14 protein-coding genes and 2 pseudogenes are annotated in these 18,804 nt (G+C 65.7%); 1 reads left to right on the top strand and 15 read right to left on the bottom strand.

Going from position 1 to position 18,804, the window contains the following annotated elements; genetic code table 11:
- Window positions 1–11 precede the first annotated feature (11 nt).
- Together OKW30_RS38095 and OKW30_RS38100 are read right to left on the bottom strand one after the other, a co-directional pair.
- Window positions 12–788: pseudogene (locus tag OKW30_RS38095) on the bottom strand (Tn3 family transposase); the annotation flags it as partial.
- A gap of 12 nt (window positions 789–800) precedes the next feature.
- Window positions 801–1,640: pseudogene (locus OKW30_RS38100) on the bottom strand (zinc-binding dehydrogenase); the annotation flags it as partial.
- 725 nt (window positions 1,641–2,365) lie between these two features.
- On the opposite strand from OKW30_RS38100, the gene OKW30_RS38105 reads away from it, so the two are divergent.
- A complete protein-coding gene (locus OKW30_RS38105; protein WP_429349257.1) occupies window positions 2,366–3,100 on the top strand; it encodes a 4'-phosphopantetheinyl transferase family protein in 735 nt (244 codons plus the stop codon).
- Between the two features lie 65 nt (window positions 3,101–3,165).
- On the opposite strand, the gene OKW30_RS38110 is transcribed toward OKW30_RS38105, so the two are convergent.
- The 13 genes from OKW30_RS38110 to OKW30_RS38170 form a co-directional block, all read right to left on the bottom strand.
- Entirely contained in the window at window positions 3,166–3,363 is a 198-nt protein-coding gene (locus OKW30_RS38110; RefSeq protein WP_176078992.1) for a hypothetical protein, read from the bottom strand.
- A gap of 437 nt (window positions 3,364–3,800) precedes the next feature.
- Window positions 3,801–4,085 carry a hypothetical protein gene (locus tag OKW30_RS38115; RefSeq protein WP_429349258.1) on the bottom strand — a complete coding sequence of 95 codons (285 nt, stop codon included), beginning with the start codon at window positions 4,083–4,085 and terminating at the stop codon, window positions 3,801–3,803.
- Window positions 4,086–4,467: 382 nt separating this feature from the next.
- Entirely contained in the window at window positions 4,468–5,475 is a 1,008-nt protein-coding gene (locus OKW30_RS38120) for an acryloyl-CoA reductase (protein ID WP_429349259.1), read from the bottom strand.
- A gap of 73 nt (window positions 5,476–5,548) precedes the next feature.
- Window positions 5,549–6,424, bottom strand: coding sequence for an SDR family oxidoreductase (locus OKW30_RS38125; protein WP_429349260.1), 876 nt, complete (start codon window positions 6,422–6,424; stop codon window positions 5,549–5,551).
- 105 nt (window positions 6,425–6,529) lie between these two features.
- Complete coding sequence (locus OKW30_RS38130; protein WP_429349261.1) at window positions 6,530–6,964, bottom strand: HepT-like ribonuclease domain-containing protein; 435 nt, start codon at window positions 6,962–6,964, stop codon at window positions 6,530–6,532.
- Window positions 6,965–6,998: 34 nt separating this feature from the next.
- Complete coding sequence (locus OKW30_RS38135) at window positions 6,999–7,754, bottom strand: thioesterase II family protein (protein WP_143037362.1); 756 nt, start codon at window positions 7,752–7,754, stop codon at window positions 6,999–7,001.
- Window positions 7,755–7,760: 6 nt separating this feature from the next.
- Window positions 7,761–14,126: a type I polyketide synthase gene (locus OKW30_RS38140; protein ID WP_429349262.1), complete on the bottom strand. Its 6,366-nt coding sequence runs from the start codon at window positions 14,124–14,126 to the stop codon at window positions 7,761–7,763.
- Complete coding sequence (locus OKW30_RS38145; protein WP_090812663.1) at window positions 14,123–14,485, bottom strand: acyl carrier protein; 363 nt, start codon at window positions 14,483–14,485, stop codon at window positions 14,123–14,125. Before OKW30_RS38145 ends, OKW30_RS38140 begins: the two co-directional genes overlap by 4 nt.
- Complete coding sequence (locus OKW30_RS38150) at window positions 14,479–15,219, bottom strand: SDR family NAD(P)-dependent oxidoreductase (RefSeq protein ID WP_429349263.1); 741 nt, start codon at window positions 15,217–15,219, stop codon at window positions 14,479–14,481. The genes OKW30_RS38145 and OKW30_RS38150 overlap by 7 nt, the downstream gene beginning before the upstream one ends.
- Window positions 15,216–16,580 carry an ANL family adenylate-forming protein gene (locus tag OKW30_RS38155; RefSeq protein ID WP_429349264.1) on the bottom strand — a complete coding sequence of 455 codons (1,365 nt, stop codon included), beginning with the start codon at window positions 16,578–16,580 and terminating at the stop codon, window positions 15,216–15,218. Before OKW30_RS38155 ends, OKW30_RS38150 begins: the two co-directional genes overlap by 4 nt.
- A gap of 12 nt (window positions 16,581–16,592) precedes the next feature.
- Complete coding sequence (locus tag OKW30_RS38160; RefSeq protein WP_143037363.1) at window positions 16,593–16,895, bottom strand: hypothetical protein; 303 nt, start codon at window positions 16,893–16,895, stop codon at window positions 16,593–16,595.
- 95 nt (window positions 16,896–16,990) lie between these two features.
- Window positions 16,991–17,542 carry a hypothetical protein gene (locus tag OKW30_RS38165; RefSeq protein ID WP_429349265.1) on the bottom strand — a complete coding sequence of 184 codons (552 nt, stop codon included), beginning with the start codon at window positions 17,540–17,542 and terminating at the stop codon, window positions 16,991–16,993.
- A 1,120-nt stretch (window positions 17,543–18,662) separates the two neighbouring features.
- A complete protein-coding gene (locus OKW30_RS38170; protein WP_279613317.1) occupies window positions 18,663–18,791 on the bottom strand; it encodes a hypothetical protein in 129 nt (42 codons plus the stop codon).
- Window positions 18,792–18,804 lie beyond the last annotated feature (13 nt).

An 18,804-nucleotide genomic window follows, 5' to 3' on the forward strand; every position in this document is an offset into this window, starting at 1 on the left:
GAAACGCACTTGTCGAACAGGCGGAAGGCCGGCAGGCCAGCAGTGCCGTTACTGATTGCGTCATTGGCGGCATGCAGGGTTTCGGGACGCAGATAGTTTCGCGCGGTGCTCGCGAGCGAGGCGTAGCTCAGGCCGGAGACCTCCGCCATTTTTCGCAGGCCCATGTTGGTACCCATGGCGACCACGCAGGCGAGGATTTCGCGCGGGTCGGCGTCGTGCTTTACATAGCGGTCTAGCACGTGCGTAAAAGCCTTCAGGAAGCGGGTACGCTCAGCGACGAACCACAGGAGCCTCGCGACGTCGATCCCCGGTAACTGGCTGTAGAACGAATGATTAACCGATTCGTCGGTGTCCGGGTAGACGAGGCTCCAGCGGCGCTTGTCGCCCTGCTGTCGCACCCTGATATGCGGGTTGTCGCGCTGTTCGATGTGGTGGTTGACGAGCTTCAGCTGGGCCTCGATGTCATCATGCAGTGCGGCCAGTGCTTCCTCGATGGGTGCGAGCAGGACCGGCGAGCCGATGTCGCGCAGGATGTCGTCCCGGTTCTGCCAGCGCGCGTCGCTGATCAGGTCATCCTCGAAGCGGCGATACTCGTTGCTGTCGCTGCTGAACACATCGCCCGCCTCGAGTGCGTTGCGCAGCAGCCGATAGACGAGAAACTCGTAGCGATCGACGTCGAGCCGCTTTTTCTTTCCGGCTTCGGCGTGGTAAAGATGAGACTGCAGGGGCTTCGGGATGACCGCCATGGGAAATGAAGCTGGCTTGCACTGACGGGGCGATTTGCCGCCGCGCCGAAACGCGCTTACCACTTCCGACACGGGAAAGAGCCGATACGTCAACGGGTGTGTCGTCGCATCCGAGAGCTGCCTCATCGCTTGCTCCATGACCGTACGAACAAACTCCGGACGGTCGGCGTACACTCTGTCGAGGTCGATCCCAAAGTAAGATAAGTTTTTCCTAAACGGCCTCAATTCTATTTTGCTATTTTCAATAATGTCTCGCTTCCCGATTTCGATAAACCTCCCATATGTCCGAAGGACCGAGAAGCTTTTTGAAATCGACTCGCCAGAGAGTGAATTCAACACGATGTCGACGCCATCGCCACCGGTTTCCTCCAAGATCTCATCGGCAAAGCAAAGCGACCGCGAATCGGCCACGTGACGGATGCCCAATGCACGAAGCAAATCGCGTTTCACCTGGGTGCCCGCAGTGGCGAAAACTTCAGCGCCGGCTGCCTGCGCGAGCTGGATCGCCGCAAGTCCGACACCGCCAGCAGCGGCATGAATAAGCACCCGTTCGCCCTTCTTCAATTGACCTAATGTATGGAGAGCATAGTAGGCCGTAGTGAACGCTATTGGAATCGTGGTCGCTTCTTCGAAGCTGAGGTGAAGCGGCATATGCGCAACCGAGCCCGCGTCGACAACCAGATGGCTGCGAAGGGCGCCCGGAGCGCACGTTACTACTGCGTCACCGATCGCAAATTCGTCCACCCCTTCCCCGACAGTGCAGATACGTCCAGAACACTCCATGCCAAGAGCATGTCCAAAAGCGCCGCCTTCAACGGCTTCATCGGGCAATAGGCCCATTGCAAGCATAACGTCACGGAAGTTCAGCGCCGCTGCCACGACCTGGATCTCCACCTCACCACTTTCCCTGGTGCTGGAATTTCACCGGTGCGTCGACGCCGGGCGGTTCGAAGAGATACCATCCGTACCACTTCCAGCTTGAAGCTGGTGTCAAATTGTCGGCGCCTTCTAGTCATCCCGCTCTTTTTCCTCGTCGATTCCGGATTGTCCTCCTATCGACCTGTCCGAGAAATTTAGACCACTACAGACCTTACTCCGCCGAGTAATTGGGTAGCCGCAGCCCCTCTCGGGAACGCGCCCCCCGAAGAACGCACCATGCGACTTTCACAGCACTGCGCTCGGGCGCGGCATTAAGCGTCACACTGACGCCGGTCTCGTCTACTGTACCGCCCCTTCGCGCGCGTTCACGATGTTGATCCGCCTCATCGCTGAGACGAAGGACGCTTTGAGCGAGAGTTCGTGCGTTTCTGACAGACAGTGCATCTGTCGCTGGATGAACGACAAAGGCAAGCGTACTGACGCCGTGCCTCCTCCTCGATTGACCCGCCGGTGGATCACAGAGTAATTTATGTTGAGGATGTCCACTGACTATTACTCCCTCTCATTGAGGAACAAAGAGCTAGTCCAAATGGTGCGCGATTTTTTCGATGCTTTCATTTCTATGCGTTCATCAAAGCGATAACCGAGTAACATGTTCTTAGAATTTACCCGTTTATTGCCAATACATCTAACCGCGAATCACATCTCACTTCTCTACTGACAAAGATATGCATGCGGATATGATAATCTGGATCGCCACGGCGGAAGACTTGGCTCGCTCCGTCGGGCGCAATCATGTCGATGTCTTGTTCGATATCCTGAGCGATGACGAGCACGCGCGTCTGAATCGATTTCGATACCAGCGCGACCGTGATGTGTATCTGCTCGCACATAGCCTTCTGCGCATAATCTCGGCCGGATATCTCGGCTTGCCCGACCCTGCTGCTCTGCAGTTTAACGCGAACAGCCGCGGCAAACCGGAGCTTGCTGAGCATGTCGAGCGGTTTTCGTTTAATCTCAGTCACTCAGGAACCTGGGTCGCGGTGGGGGTATCCGAACATGGACCATGCGGCGTTGATATTGAGGCACAACGCCAGACTCGGGATTGGCCGGCCATCGCGGATCGTTTTTTCTGTGCTTCGGAGCGGAATGCTATTGCAAATAGCGTCCATCCGTACTCCACGTTCCTTGGAGTGTGGACTTCGAAAGAGGCTTATCTGAAGGCAACTGGCGACGGACTTTCGCGCGGCCTGAACAGTTTCTCCGTGGTAGACGCGACAGGCGCATGGCGTCTGGACGACACGAATGCCGACGAATCGGCAAGCCTCACGCGCGAGGCCGGTACGCATTACCATGTGGCGGCCTGCGTGTTGGGTAAGGAAGATGCGTCTTTTGACTTCAGGAGGGTCGAGATGCTTGATCCTGAGGCACTGTATCACATGGCCAGGCAATCAAGACGCGTCAACATGCAATAGCTGTTGGTGTTCGTTATTTGGCATTTTACGACTAAGTTGTTCCTGGTAAATCCGTTTGAATTTCGCTAACCTGGCCGCGCCACCTCGAGGGCCGTGGCGATCATCGCTTCGGACAACGCCGGTCGGCGACCACCGTTATGACCGCCGATCAGGCCGCACACGCCACTGTCGCGCCGCGCATGCGACCAGTTGTAGACGCTTTGTCCGCTCACACTAAGCTGCCCGGCGATGACCTTGAGTTTGATCCCGCGCCCGAGCAGCAACAGGCCCGCTTCTTTCGCTTTCCTATTGCCGCATCACCATAAGCAGACTTTGCAGTCTGCTGTCCCCGAAGGGAGCGGTACGGCTTTTCCACGTTCCACTTGCAGAAGTATGTTGGGTTAGGTGCCTGCTATCGACCGGGAGGCGTATGGGTCACGAGGACGCAAGTCTGAGGACGTCGCTCCCACCTCCATTACCTTTTTTGGTTCAAGCGTATTAGCCATTTCCGCCTTGTTATCTCTAACGATCTTTAACGCATATTTACATATGTTCACCATACCAACTGTCTGGCACTTATCCGGCTTATGGCTGCCAGAAGGGTCTAGATGCACCCGGTGACACGGGTGGTTCCTCCATTGAAGTGGGAACAACTTCTACAGGCGACTTCGTGTCGCACGATCATCGTATAGGCGCCCCTAGCCCGAATAGCGGCAACCAGTCACGCACTCCGCAGGCGCCGATGACGGCGTCCTTCGGTCTCGACCACCTTAGCGGCCGAATCGCGGCCGTAATTGCGCGCGCAGCGTCTCCGCGAGCGATCGAGTCGGCGGTCGTCGATCTCTTGCTCGCCACCGACGCGCAGGATCTCCCGCGCGAGACGCACACGCAGCTGCATGAGCGGGCAATCGCCCACCACCAGGTCCCGATCGACGGCGCGCGCCTGGCGCACGGCCTCGTCAACGAGCTCGCGCATCGCGAGCAGCGCGAGCCGCTGGTGTTGCACCGTAAGCACCCGGTAAAGGCACCCGAGGTATTGGGCTGCCTGCGTTCAGGCAGTGGCGGGTGTCCAGCGATGCGGCAGCAACTGAGCGATGTCGTCGGCTCGATGGATTGTGGCAATCGGGTGAGGACGTCTTTCAGAGGGTTGGCCTGGATGCGTCGCGCGCGAGCCGATGCTCGTCCCTATCCCGGGATAAACGGCAGAAATACACCCGGGCTAAAGGGCGTGAGGTTGCAAAAAAACCAACGGCGTGCGCCCGCTAGGGTCGCCGCAAAACCGGCATGGGCGCGCGGGCCGGTGGCGGTTGCCGCGCGTCGCAGGCGATCACCGGAAATCGCCAGCCGAAGCAGGTGCCGCTGCCACGGCGCCATGCGCCGCACGCTCACTAACCGGCCTGCAGATTGACGACCGTCCTGCCGTGTCCCTGCCCCTTCGCCAGCTCGCCCGCGGCATCGACGAGCTGCTCGAGGGTCACCTCGCGAATGATTCCGTCGAGCGCCGGGCCCGGCACGCATTGCGCGAGCCGTTCCCACGCCTCGACGCGGCGCGGCGTCGGGCAGCGGACCGAGTCGATGCCGGCGACGGTAATCCCACGCAGCAGGAAGGGAAATACGGTGGTTTCAAGGTCGATGCCGCCCACGAGCCCGCAGACTGCCGCGCAGCCGCCATACGCGAGCCGCGCGATCGCCGACGACAGCACTGGTCCGCCGACCGTGTCGACGACGCCGGCGAACAGTTCCGGTTCCATCCCGTGGCGCCCGGGCTTCAGCGGCGCCGAGTAATCGTCACGCCCGATCGTGCGCGACGCGCCGAGCGACTTCAGATAGCTGTCGTGCTCGGGGCGCCCGGTCATCGCGACGACAGTGTAGCCGAGCCGCGCGAGGATCACGATCGCGAGACTGCCGACGCCGCCGCTCGCGCCGGTCACAAGGATCTCGCCGCTCGCGGGACGCACGTCGTGCCGCTCAAGCGCGAGCGCGCAGAGCATCGACGTGAGGCCGGCAGTGCCGACGCCCATCGCCTGCCGCAGCGTGAGGCTCGCCGGCAGCGGGACGAGCCAGTCGGATTGCACGCGCTCGACCTGCGTGAAACCGCCCCAGTGCCGCTCGCCGATCCCCCACCCAGTCAGCACTACGGCGTCGCCGGGCCGGAACCGCGGGCTCGCGGACGTCCTGACGATACCGGCGAGATCGATGCCCGGTATTGCCGGAAACGTCCGGATGATGCCGCGATTGGCGAGCGCCATCGCGTCCTTGTAGTTGACGCTCGAATAGTGGACGTCGACGACGACGTCGTCGTCGGGCAGATCGTCGACGCTCAGCCATTCGATCGACGGCACGACGCTGCCGCCCGCCTTCTTCAGCATCAATGCCTTGAATCGGGATTCGCTCATGGTCGTTCCCCCCAGGTTCGGGTCGCGGCGGGTTGCGGCGGGTCGTAGCGGGACGTTGTGCGCCCTGGCGGCGTCATGGCGACGCATCGCGTTTTGCGAAACTGTCCGCAGGCCGCATGCCGGGCAGCGCGTCGACGAAGAAATCCGCCTGCAGCGGCGCCCCGGGCTGCATGTCGTATTGCGCGAAATCGCGCACGCCGGCGGCGAGCAGCACCTCGTCGTCAATGAAAAAATTGCCAGTGCACGTCGCCGCCGGCTGCGTCAGGATAGCGTACGCGGCATCGGCGACGATCTCCGGCTTGCGCGACGCGGCGATCATGTCCTCCCCGCCAATCTCGTTGCGCACGGCCGCCGTCGCGATCGTCGTTCGCGGCCACAGCGAATTGACCGCGATGCCGAGGCTCGCGAACTCAGCCGCGAACGCGAGCGTGAAGAGGCTCATCGTGTATTTCGCGATCATGTACGGCGGAAAGTCGCGAAACCATCGCGTGTCCGTCGACAGCGGCGGCGACAGCGTGAGGACATGCGGGTTCGTCGACTGGCGCAGGTGCGGCACGCACGCCTGGACGCAGACGAACGTGCCGCGTCCGTTCACGCCGTGCATCAGGTCGTAGCGCTTCGGCGGCGTATCGAGCGTGCCCGTCAGGCGAATCGCGCTCGCGTTGTTCACGACGATGTCGATGCCGCCGAACGCCGCGACCGTCTCGTCGACGACCGCCTGCACGCGGGCTTCGTCGCGAATGTCGGCGACGAGAGGCAGCGCATGGCCGCCTGCGTCCTCGATCGCCTTCGCAGCGGTATAGACCGTCCCTTCCAGATGCGGGTGCGGCGTCGCGGTCTTCGCGGCGATCGCGACGTTCGCGCCGTCGCGGGCCGCGCGCAACGCAATTGCGAGGCCGATGCCGCGGCTGCCGCCCGACATGAACAAGGTCTTTCCGGCAAGGTTCATCTGTCCCTCCGTTTCGCTTGCGCGTGCTGTCGTTCTCGCGCATGCATGCAGCGCTGGCCTGGCCCTGCTGTAGGCGCTTGTCGCGAGGCGACCGCACGCGTCGCGTCAAGCGGCGCGCCCGTCCGGCGGCCCGGTATCGGCGCGCGCGCCCGGAGCCGGCACGACCGGCAGGTCCGGCGGCACGCGCGGCCGTACGACGCCCTCGTTGAGATCGGGGAAATGCCGTCGCATCGCGCGTTCCAGCTCCGGGACGCTACGTCGCACTGCGAGCCAGACGAGCTTCTTCAGCCGGTCGGGATCGCGCTGATGCATCAGGTAGTCTACGCGCGCGCCGATCAGCCGCCACGGAAAATCGGGCAGCTGCAGCCGGTATTCGGGGCTCAGACACGTCCACGTGTAGCCGATCATCTCGATGTTGCGCACGACGGCGTCCTGCATCAGGTTCGAGTTCATGAACGCGCGGCGCCCGTCCCGCGTGTATTCGCGGATGCGTTGAAGCCGGCTCCTGATGTCGCACAGGTACAGCAGATCGTCGTCCATGGTCGGTGCTCCTTGCGTCGCCGTCGGGCGACGCTCATTGCAGGTCCGCGGTCGTGCTGGACAGTTGCCGCGCGATCGCATCGAGCACTGCCCGCTGTGCATCGCGCAGGTAGAAATGGCCGCCCGGAAAGACGCGCACCGCCACCAGCCGCTCGCACGCATGCCAGCGTTCGAGGTCCGCAGCCCGCACGATCGGGTCGTCGGCGCCGCCGAACACCGTGACCGGGCAGCCGGGCCGCACGACGGACGGCCGGTAGGTGTCGAGCAACGTCATGTCGGCACGCAGCACGCGCACGACTTCCTGCGCGAATTCGGGATAGCGCAGCAGCGCGTCCGGCATGCCCCCGTAGCGACACACCGCGTCGAGCAGTTCCGCGTCGGTCGCGCGGTGCGGCAGCCGCCGCGGCCGCATGAGGTTCGGCAACGGCCACGACGACACGAACAGGTGCACTGGCGCGCCGGCGAGCCGCGTCGCCAGCTCGGACGCAATCGCCGCGCCCATGCTGTGGCCGAACAACGCGAACGGACGGTCGAGATACGGCGCCATCGCCACGGCAATCTCGTCGGCGGCCTCGTCCATGCTGCTGAACGGCACGTCGTCGAGCCGGTTTTCCCGGCCGGGCAGTTGCACCGCGAACACATCGATCGCCGGCGCGAGCGCGCGACTCCAGCCGCGAAACGTCGACGCCCCGGCTCCCGCGTGCGCAAAGCAGAAGAGCGACATCCGCGCAGCGGCCGTCGGCGTCGCCGACGGAAACCACGGGTTTGTCATCGCGGGGGCGGAGTTCACGGGCGCTCACGCCGCAAGCGCGTCCGAAATCGCGTTCAGAATGAACGCGCGGTCCTCGACGACGCCGAAATGTGCACCGTCGCGCGTGTACAGATTGAACGCGTCGGTCGTGAAATCGCGCCACGCGAGCGCATCCTCGTGCGTCACGTAAATGTCGTCCTTGCCCCGAAAGCTCGTGATCGGCACCGGCCACGGCGACGCCGGCACGAACACGTAGCGGCTCGCCATCTCGAACTCCGCGCGCACGACGGGTAGCACCAGTTCGCGCAGCTCCGGAATCGCGAGCATTTGCTCGGTCGCGTCGATCTGGAAGTGCCGCAGCGCTTCGGCCAGCACGTCGTCCGTCTGTCGATAGAGCGGCGCGATGATGTCGAAATCGCGCAGATTGGCGAGCGCCGCGGCGAGCTTGCGCTCGAACGCGGCGTCGGCGACGAGCCGATGCGGCGGCCTCGCGCCGGACGCGAACAGGTGCACCGGCGTCACGCCGTCACGCTCGATCAGCGCACGGGCCGTCTCGTACATCGTGAGACCGCCGATGCAGTGGCCGAAGAACGCTACCGGGCGGTCAAGCAGCGGGCGCAGTTCGGCGAGCAGTCCGTCGACGAACGCGTCGATCCGGTTCACCGGCGGCTCGTTGATCCGCGACAGTCTACCGGGTGGCTCGACGGCGAGAATCTCCGCGTGCGGGTCCGCGCCGTCGGCCCACGCCCGATAGATCGCCGAGCCGCCGCCCGCGAACGGAAAGCAGATGAGCCGGTAGCGCGCGTCGGGATTCGACCTGATCTCGACCAACCAGCGCTCGCGCTGCGCGGCCGGCACCGTCTGCTGCGTCGCGCCCGCGGCAGGCGCGGTGCTCGACGACGCCGGCCGCGGCACGACGGCGACCGTGGCGGTCGACGCTGTCGTTGCGCGCGCAGCGATCGCCGACGGTTCGGATGCCGCCGCGTCGGTCGCGATCTTGACCTTCGGCAGCAGTTCGTCGACGAGCTGATCGAGGCTCGGCCCCTTCAGCATGGCCGCTGCAGGTAGGCGCACCCCGACAGCCGCATCGAGCTGGTTGAGCAGCGTGATCGCCATCAGCGAATCGAGGCCGAGCTCGCGCAACGGCTGTGCCGGATCGAAATCGCCCTTGATTTCGAGTACCGCGCGAACCATCTGGCCGACGATGTCGTGCAGCACGGCACGCCGCTCGTCCTCCGGCGCGGCCGCGAGCCGCGCTTCGACCTGCGCGCGCGTGAAGAGCGCGTTCGCCGCGGGCGCTGGCGCGCCGCGCACGAGCCATTCGAGTAGCGGCGGCCGCTTCGGGTACTGCGCGGCCCATTGCGGCCATTCGGTGAGCGTAGCGACGCTCTGATGGACGCCGCGCGCGAGAATCGCGTGCAGCAGCGCGATCCCGTCTTCCGCGTCGATGTAGTCGGTGCCGCGTGCGCGCCAGATGGTTTCGCCGCGCTCGCCCGATTCGGTGGCGAGCCCCGAACCGCCCCACGGCCCCCAGTTGATGGCCTGCGCCGGCAGACCGAGGCGCCGGCGGTATTCGGTCAAACCGTCGAGAAACGCGTTGCCGGCCACATAGTTCACCTGCCCCATCGCACCCGTCACGCTCAGCACCGACGAGAACAGCACGAAATGGTCGAGCGCCAGATGGCGCGTTTGCGCATGCAGCCCCCAGCCGCCGAGCACTTTCGGATCGGTCGCTCTCGCGAACTTGTCCCAATCCATCTGCACGAGCACGCCGTCGTCCAGATTACCCGCGCAATGAAACACGCCCTTCAGCGGGGGCAACTCCGCGCCGATCTGCTCGATAAGCGCATGCGTGTCGGCTGCATGTGCGACGTCGGCCTGCTTGACCACCACGTTCGCGCCCTGCTGCCGCCACCGTTCGATGACCGCCGCGACCGCGTCGCCGGGCGCACGGCGCGCCGTCAGCACCAGATAGCGGACACCCTGCGCGCTCACGAGCCAGTCCGCGACCTTCAGTCCGAGCGCGCCGAGCCCGCCGGTGATCAGATATGTCGCCGCTGGATCGAACGGTGGGACGATCCGCTCGGGCACCGGCGCGTCGTCGTCCCGATCGAGACGCAACGCATAGCGGCGCCCGCCGCGCAGTGCGACTTCGTCCTCGCCGTCGCCTGCAAGCAGCTCCGCGGCCAGCGCGGCGACGTCGTCGCCCGCGACGTCGACCATTCCCGCCCACAGCTCCGAATGTTCGAGCGCCGCCACGCGGCCGATCCCCCAGACAGACGACTGCAGCGGGTCCGCACCCGGCGTACGTGGTACCGGCGCATGCGCGCCGCGGGTAACGAGCCACACGCGCGGCACGGCATCGGCATGGGCTTCGGCAAACGCGGCGAGCGCGCGCACGATCGCGAGCGTGCCGCCGCTGAACCGGCGTTCGGCGTCGGCAAGACTCTCCACTGTCGTCGCCTCGTCGACGTGTTCGCCGAGCCCGTGCGCGAGCACGACGCCGATGTGGCCGACCGGGCCCGCTGCATCGGCCCGCGCGGCAAGCGCCGCGCTTAGCGTGGCCTGAGTATCCGCGGCATTGAACGCGCCCGTGCCGTCGCCGTCCGGCAGCGGCAGTACGGACGTACGACGGCCGAACGCGCGGAGCCGCGCGTCAAGCGCATCGGCCATGCCGCGCGCCGCGCTAGCGACGATTAGCCACTCGGTCGGCCCGTCCGCCGCCGCGTCGGACACGTCCGGCAGCGACAGCGCCGGACGCTCGACCCACTCGAGCCGATGCAGCGCGCGGTAGCGCGACGCGGCCGCCTGCGGCGCGATCTGCGTGCGAGTGATCGGCTTCACGGTGAGCCCGCCGATCAGCGCGACCGGCGCGCCGTCGTCGCCGTAGATTTCGATGTCGACGGTCACGACGCCCGCCTGCGCGACGTCGCGACGCTTCGCGCGCACCCACACGCGACTCGCGCCGGCCCGGTCGATCTCGAACCGCTCGATCGAGATGGGCAGCCACGTACCGCCGGGCTTCGCTTCGAGGCCGGCGAGGCTGCGGTAATCCGGCACGAGCGCGGGATAGATGTGCAGGCACGCATCGAGCAGCGCCGGATGCAGCAGCGGGTACGCGGTCGCGTCGAGGTGCTCGGGCAACTGCACGCGGCTCACCGCCTCGTCGTCGCCCTGCCACAACTCGACGATGCCGCGAAAGCCCGGCCCGTAGCCGAAGCCGAGCGGCGCGATCGCTTCGTAGTAGCGCGCGGGCTTGACGGGCGTCATCCGCGCGACGCCCGCCGATGCGGGCAGCGGCGTCGCGACCGGCGCAATATGGGGTGCCGCGAGCGCGCTCACGCGCGCGCGGATGTGGCGGCGCCATCCGTCGTCGTATGCTGCGCCGCGGCTGACGAGCTCGCCGTCGACATCGCCGCCCTCGCCCTGCAGCACGGTCTGCACGACGCGCGCGCCGTCGTCGGGGATGACGAGCGCGTCGTCGTACGTCAGCGACTCGACCGCGACGGCCGCACCGCCGAACCGCTCGCGCCCGACCGCCGCGAGCGCGACGAGGCCGGCCATCACGGGCAGCACCGCCATCCCGAAGATGCGGTGATCAGTAAGCCACGGGATCGCGTCGAGGTCATACGTCGACTCGAACTGCCATGCGGCGAGCGGCGACGACAGCCGCTTGCCCGGAATGTCCGCGCCGGGGCCGGCCGCGGCGCTGCTCCGCGCGGCGTCCAGCCAGTAGCGCTCGCGCTCGAACGCATAGGTCGGCGCGGACACGCGACGGCGCGCGTACGGCTGATCGAACGCGCGCCAGTCGACCGGCGCGCCGCTGCGCCACAACGCGGCAAGCGTCGCCGTGAGCTCGCTCCATTCGCGGTCGCGGCCGATCGACGCGAGAAAGCGCCGGCCGCCCGCCTTGTCCGCTTCGCCCGCACCGGCAATCTGCTGCGCAAGCGACACGAGCGTCGTGCCCGGACCGACCTCGACGAAATCGACGATGCCGGCCTGCGCGAGCGTGCGCACGCCGCTGATGAAGTGCACCGGCTGCAGCGCGTGATCGCGCCAGTACGCAGGCGTGGGCGGGCCGTACGCGATCGCGCCGGTCAGGTTCGCGACGAGCGGTATCTTCGGCGCTTGGGCGGCATAGCTGCTTGCGAGCGCTTCGAGCGCCGCGGCCGCGGGTGCCATCAAAGGCGAATGGAACGCGTGCGAGACCGTCAGCTCGCGGCCGCCGATGCCCGCCTGCTGCGCGCGGGCGAACGCGTCGGCGACGGCTTCAGCCTGCCCCGACACGACCGTGTTCTCCGGCCCGTTGTACGCCGCGATGCCAATCGCCTGCGGATCGTTGTCGTCCAGCAGCCGCTCGACGGTCTCGCCGTCGGCGAAGAGCGCGGCCATCGCGCCGCCCTTCGGCAGCGCCTGCATCAGCCGGCCGCGCGCGGCGATCAACGCGATGCACGCTTCGAGGTCGTAGCAGCCGGCCACGCATGCCGCCACGTATTCGCCGACGCTGTGGCCGAGCACCATGTCCGGCACGATGCCCCACGACCGCCACAGCTCGGCGAGCGCCCATTCGACGGCGAAGAGCGCCGGCTGCGCGTACGCGGTCTGGTCGATCCGCGTCTTCGACCGCGCATCGCCGTACAGCACCGACAGCAGCGACTTGCCGAGTTGCGGACGCAGGAGCGCATCGCAGCGTTCGAGCGCGTCGCGGAACACCGGCTGCGTGCGGTACAGCGCAGCGGCCATCCCGGCGTATTGCGCCCCCTGGCCCGTGAAGAGGAACGCGAGCGGCCGCTTGCCGCCGCGTTCCGCGGAAGGCTGCAACCCGGCGGACGACTGCGCGGCGAGCTGCCCGGCAAGCTCGCCCGCACTGCTGCCGATCGCGGTCATCCGCACGTTCAGCGGTGCGCGTCCCGTGTTCGCGGTATAGCAGATGTCGGCGACAGGCTCGTCGGTCCTCGTCAGGTACTGGCCCCAACGGTCCGCGAGCGCGACGAGCGCGTGCTGCGAACGGGCCGACAGCGTCAGCACGTGCAGCGGTCGATCGTCGGCCACCGGCGACGGCACGCGCGCGGGCGCTTCTTCCAGCACGGCAAACGCGTTCGTGCCGCCGAGCCCGAGCGAGTTGACGGCCGCAAACCGCGGCGTCGCGTCACGCGGCCAGTCGCACAGCGCCGTATTGACGAAGAACGGCGTCTGCGCGAACGGAATCTTCGGGTTCGGCGTCGTGAAGTTCAGGCTCGGCGGAATCTGCCCGCGATCGAGCGCGAGCGCCGCCTTGATCACGCTCGCCACGCCCGATGCCTGCTCAAGGTGCCCGATGTTCGTCTTCACCGAGCCGACCGCGCAAAAGCCGCTGTCCTGCGTGTGTCGCCGGAACGCCTTCGTGAGCGCGTCGATTTCGAGCGGATCGCCGACCACCGTGCCGGTGCCGTGCGTCTCGACATAGCCGACCGCGCGCGGCGAAACCCCGGCGCACGCGAACGCGTCGAGCATCGCCTTCGCCTGCCCGATCACGCTCGACGCCGTATAGCTGACCTTCGACGCACCGTCGTTGTTGATCGCCGTACCGCGGATGACCGCATAGATGTGGTCGCCGTCCGCGAGCGCGTCGTCGATGTGCTTGAGCACGATCGCGCCCGCGCCGCTTCCGAACACCGTGCCCTGCGCGTTCGCGTCGAACGCGCGGCAATGCCCGTCCGGCGACAGGATGTCGCCTTTGCGTGCGGTATAGCCGGCGATGTGCGGCACCCGCACGGTCGACGCGCCGGCAACCGCCATGTCGCATTCGCCGTTCAGAATGCTGCTGCACGCCAGGTGGATCGCGACGAGCGACGTCGAGCAAGCCGTCTGCACGGTCACGCTCGGCCCCGTCAGGTTCAGCTTGTACGACACGCGCGTCGCGAGAAAATCCTTGTCGTTGCCGATGTGCTCGACACCGCCCGTCGTGCCGCGCAGCGCCGGGTTCGACGCGAAATAGCTGCTCACCACGCCGCCCGCGCCGGCGAACACGCCGATCGAGCCACCATAGCTGCCGGGCGCGTATCCGGCATCTTCGAGCGTATCGTGCGCGACTTCGAGAAACACGCGGTGCTGCGGGTCGATCACGCGCGCCTCGCGCGGCGAGTACTCGAAAAGACCCGCGTCGAAACGGTCGAAATCGTCGATGACAGGCGACGCCTTCACGTAATCGGGCGCGGCGAGCTGCGCGGGATCGACGCCCGCGCGCAGCAGTTCGGCATCGTCGAAGAAGCGAATCGACTCGACGCCGTCGACGAGGTTCTGCCAGTACGCGCGCCAGTCGTTCGAGCCCGGCAGCCGGCAGCCGATGCCGATGATCGCGACCCCGCCGCCCGTAGCCGGCGCGCTCGCGTTCGCCACGCCTTCCCGTTCCTGCGGGTTCGTCGCAGTCATTCCCGCGCTCCCCGCCGTTGGCGGCGGCGTTCGCTCGCCGCCTGCGCGTCGGCCAGTTCGTCGGGTGCGTCGGCCGGCAACGCCGTGTCGTCGAAGAGCCGCCGGTACGCGCCGACGAGCTGCCCAACGGTCTGGACCGACGTGATCGGCACGAGCGACTGGAACGGGTCAGCGCCGAAGGTCAGTTCGAGATCGAACACCAGTTGCGCGAGATCGAGCGAACTCAGGCCGAGCGTCGCGTTCAGCTTGTCGTCGTCGCGCAGCTCGCGCGCCGGCAATCCGTGCTGACTCATGACCTTGCCCACGGCGGTATGGACGAGACGCTCGGTCTCGTGACGGTCGAAGTGTTGGGTCAGCATGTGATGCCTCCATCCACGGCGATCGTCTGCCCCGTGACGAACGAGGCGCGATCGGATACGAGAAATTCGACGACGTTCGTGATGTCGGTCGTGTCGGCGAGCCGGCCGAGCGGCGTGCGGCGGGCAATCCGCGCGCGCGCGGTCTCATCTAGGTGCTGCACCATGTCGCTCTCGAAGTAGCCTGGCGCGACCGAGTTCACCCGGATATTGCGCGCACCGAGCTCGCGCGTGAGGCTGCGCGTGAGGCCGTCGAGCGCGGCCTTCGTCGCGCTGTAGACGGCGACGCCGGTATGTCCGCGAATCGCGTTCACCGACGCGATGTTGACGATCACGCCGCGGTTCGCGCGGATCATCCATTTCGCGCAGCTTTGCGTAAGCAGGATCGTGCCCGTCAGGTTGACCGCGATCATCTGCTCGATTGCGTCCTCGCGCATCAACGCGAGAAGCCCGTCCTGGCTCACGCCCGCGTTGTTGACGAGCGCGGCGACGCCGCCCCACCGTTCGGCGACGTCCGCGACGAAACGCGCGACCGCCGCGCTGTCCGTGCTGTCCACCTGCCGCCAGTGAAACCCCGCGCCGCGCGTATCGCGCTCGATCAGATCGTCGATCTCAGGCGTGCGCGACCGGCTGAAGGTCGCGACGCGCCTGCCTGCGGCGACGAACGCGCGCACAAGCGCGAGCCCCAGCCCCCTGCTTCCTCCACTGATGATGACCACGTCGTCTGCGTCGCTCATTTGGGTTGCTCCGTAGCTCGTGACACTCTGGCCTTCTTGAACCGGTCGTTGTGATGCGCGCCTTCGTCGATCTCGATGTGGACCGGCACCTTGAAACGTTCGAGGCGGTTCGTGCAGAAATCGCGCAGTCGTGCGACAAGCGCCGCCGGCGCCTCGGGCTCGATCGGCGACACGCGGGCGACGACGACATGCCCGGTCACCGGGTTAGGCCGGCCCGCCACCGTCACGTCGCGGACGTTGCCGGCGGCGAGCAGCGTGCTCTCGACTTCGCTGGGGTAGACCTTCTCACCGCCGACGTTGATGATCTCCGAGCGGCGTCCGAGCACGCGCACGTACTCGCCCTCGGTCTCGACAACGTCCTGCGTGTTGAACCAGCCGTCGTCGTCGAACGGCGTCGGCGCGTTCAGGTAGCCGAGCATCGCCGTCTCCGATCGCACCCACAGCACGCCGTCGACGATCTTGTGCTCGAACCCGTTGGTGCCGAGCTTCATCCACAGCGAGCCGGAGTCTTTCGACTGCGTCGGCAGGATGCCGAGTTCGGACAGCCCGTACGTCTGCTTCAGCTTCACGTCAGGCAGTGCGTCGTGCAGCGCGGCGAGCGTCGTCTCCGGCATCGGCTCGGTGCCGTACGTGATCAGCTTCAGCGACGAGAGGTCGTAGCGCGCGCCAGCATCGGAGATCAGCATCATGTTGATGAACGTCGGGCTCGTCGGCAGCAGTTCCACCCGGTGTCGCGCGATCGCGTCGCATACCGCGTCGGGCGACCGGCTGGCCGGCGTCACGATCGTGCCGCCCTGGGCGAGCACGTTGAGCAGCGTGTTGATCCCGCCGATGTGGTCGAGCATCAGGAAGACGAGCGTCACGTACGCGCGGCCCGTCGCCTTTTCGAGCTTCGCGACGAGCCGGTCGAAGTCGAGCAGCGACGCCTTGCTGCGGCCGGTCGAGCCGGAACTGAAGAGAATCAGCCCGGCCGCGCCGTCGTTGCGCAGGCGCTCGATCAGCGGATGCGCGTCGGCGAGCGTCGCGCAACGTTCGACCTGCGGGCGGCCCGCACCGTCGAACGTGACGACGAGCCCCACTTCGGCGGTCCCGAGAAACTCGTCGCGCTTCACGCCGGCCGATGCGATCGGTACAACGATCGCGCCAGCAAACGCGAGCGCGAGCAGCAACGCGCAGACGTCTGGCACGTAATCGCCGCACACGGCGACGATGTCGCCGCGCCGCACGCCCCAGCGATCGAGTTCCGCGCACCAGAAGTCAATCCGCTCGCCGAACGCTTCGTACGTGACGGTCTCGCCGGCCGACACGAGGCATGCCCGCGTGCCGAACGACCGGATTCGCTGCAGAAGAAAGGCAGTCATTGCGCGCTCCACTCACTTCGCAGCCGGAACGGTCGTCGTATCGTCGTTCGCCGGCGCATACGACGCGCTCCGCACGGCGGCGGTCATCGCCTGCCGCAGCGGTTGACCGAGCAGCTTGCCGGCGGCGTTCTCGTCGATCGCGACGCGCAGCACCGACTGGAACGATTCGAGCGACGCGACGCCGACGTCGAGCGCAAGCTCGCCGATGCGCATCTGCGAATCGGCGAGCCGGCGAAACGCTTCGTACGAGTCGCTCACGCCCTGCACCCATTGCTGATAAACGAACGCCTGACTCGGAATGACTTCGATGGACATCGCGACAGCCTCCTCATCGAAGACAGGCACACACATGGCGTCGCGCGACGCCACGCTGCCTCCTGTCGTGAAATACGGGTACGGGCAAGCGCCCGTCAGGACTCCGTTCGGCGAGGTGGGGCCCGCAGGCCGAGCGTTTCGCGCAACGCGAACAGCTCGCGTTCCATCTCGTCGCCGCGGTAGTAGAGTAATGCGCCGATCTCGCCGCCGACGACGACTTCGAGATAGGGCTCGGCTACCGCCGGCCCCGAGCCGGCGTCCCAACCGGCGTTCAGGACATCTACGCTGTCGCCGAGCGGCTCGCCGACCGTCGTCACGACCGACGCGAGGCCGAGCGTGCGCAGCCGGTCGCTCCACGCCGCGAGCTGTCCTTCGGTGCTATCCGGGCCAGTCGGCACGTACAGACAGAACGACCGCTCATCGAGCCAGATCGCATGGTCGTTCGGCGAGGTTGGAGGCTGCTGGGGCGCCGGCGCGGAACGAACCCCGGACGGCTGCCCGGGTTCGGTTTGCGCTTCCGCTGCTCTTTGCGCGTATTCGACCGCGGCGACTTCGGCAGGCCGACGCCGGCCGGACGGCAGCCCGACAAGACGCGCCACCACTGCCGGCCACGCACGCGCAAAAGCGGATCTGTTCACTTGCGTCATTGAATGCTCCTTCTACCGCCGTTAATCAGGTCGAATTACAGCATTCGCTCAACAAGCGCCATTCCGGTGCAATTTTCATCCACTCGATATGAAAAGCACCGTGACAAGCTTGTTCATGCAACGGAAGTACCGAACCGTTCTTCCGCAGTGCAAAGGCCAAGTTAAACAGACATGGGGATACGCAGCGCGATACGGCACGTCCTCCGCTGGCCCGCCAACCAAGACGGTCGGGGCGGGAGGCCGTTCCCTATGCCGTTGATCATAGGAGCAAATCCGAAAGATGCAAGGCCGCAATCGGACGATATGCTGCTTTGTGTCAATCGAACTAAACATAGAACCGCGGCATCGGCTGAAACCCGCTTCAGGCCGCAACAACGTTGATGAGGGTTCCAGCTCGGTCATCGACATGGTGATCGTCCCAGATGCGTTCATGGCCGGCGCTCCTTAAGGAATGCTGGCCACCAGCCTGAACCCGCAAACACGACATTTCAATTTAGCGGAAACGCGACATCTGAACTTTGGACTAACAGCTTTGACGTTGATAACTTTACTTATGTCAAATTACATAGGAATACGAACTATATGATGCCATGAAAGCGGCTTGCAATCTCCTGCCTGGCCACAGCGCTCATCTGCGCGGCGCCGTTCGCCACCGGCAAATCGCTGACCGGCTCCCTGCTTGATCAGGTGCGCAGCCTCACGTCGCCGGCATCACCATCGACATCGAACGCACTCGATGCACCGGCCGGACAAACCGTTGAAGTGGGGTTTTCTCCGGAAGGCGGCGCCGAAACACTCGTACTGGGGTTCCCTTGATTTTCGTGCGATTTGCCGGCGTAGGCCGATCTAGCTGCGACAAGGCGTAGCGCTTCGGCACTAAAATAATCCTAAATAAAATCAGGTACTTCCTGATGGGGCGAAAGCAGCGCTACTCGCCGCTCTCGATGGCTCATGTAGATCTGCACGCGGCAACGCCTGCCTTTGCCGTGGGTTTGTCGCTTCCTACTAAATGCTGTCGCGATTAATGGAGTTCCGGCGCCCCATTAACGCAGATCGACATCTAACCGCAGCTACGGGGCGGCTCGGTACGTGCATCGCATCGCCAAGACTCGCGCCTCAATCAGAACGACGTCCGCACGCCGACCGTCACCGCCCATGGATCGAAGCCGGGCGTGACCTTCGCCGCCACACTGTTCAGCAGCGCGAAGCCCTGCTCATTCGGCGTCAAATAATTTATAGAATAATTCAATTAAATGTAATGC

Origin of the sequence: Paraburkholderia sp. Clong3 (genome assembly GCF_050436485.1) — a bacterium.
Taxonomy (GTDB): domain Bacteria; phylum Pseudomonadota; class Gammaproteobacteria; order Burkholderiales; family Burkholderiaceae; genus Paraburkholderia; species Paraburkholderia tuberum.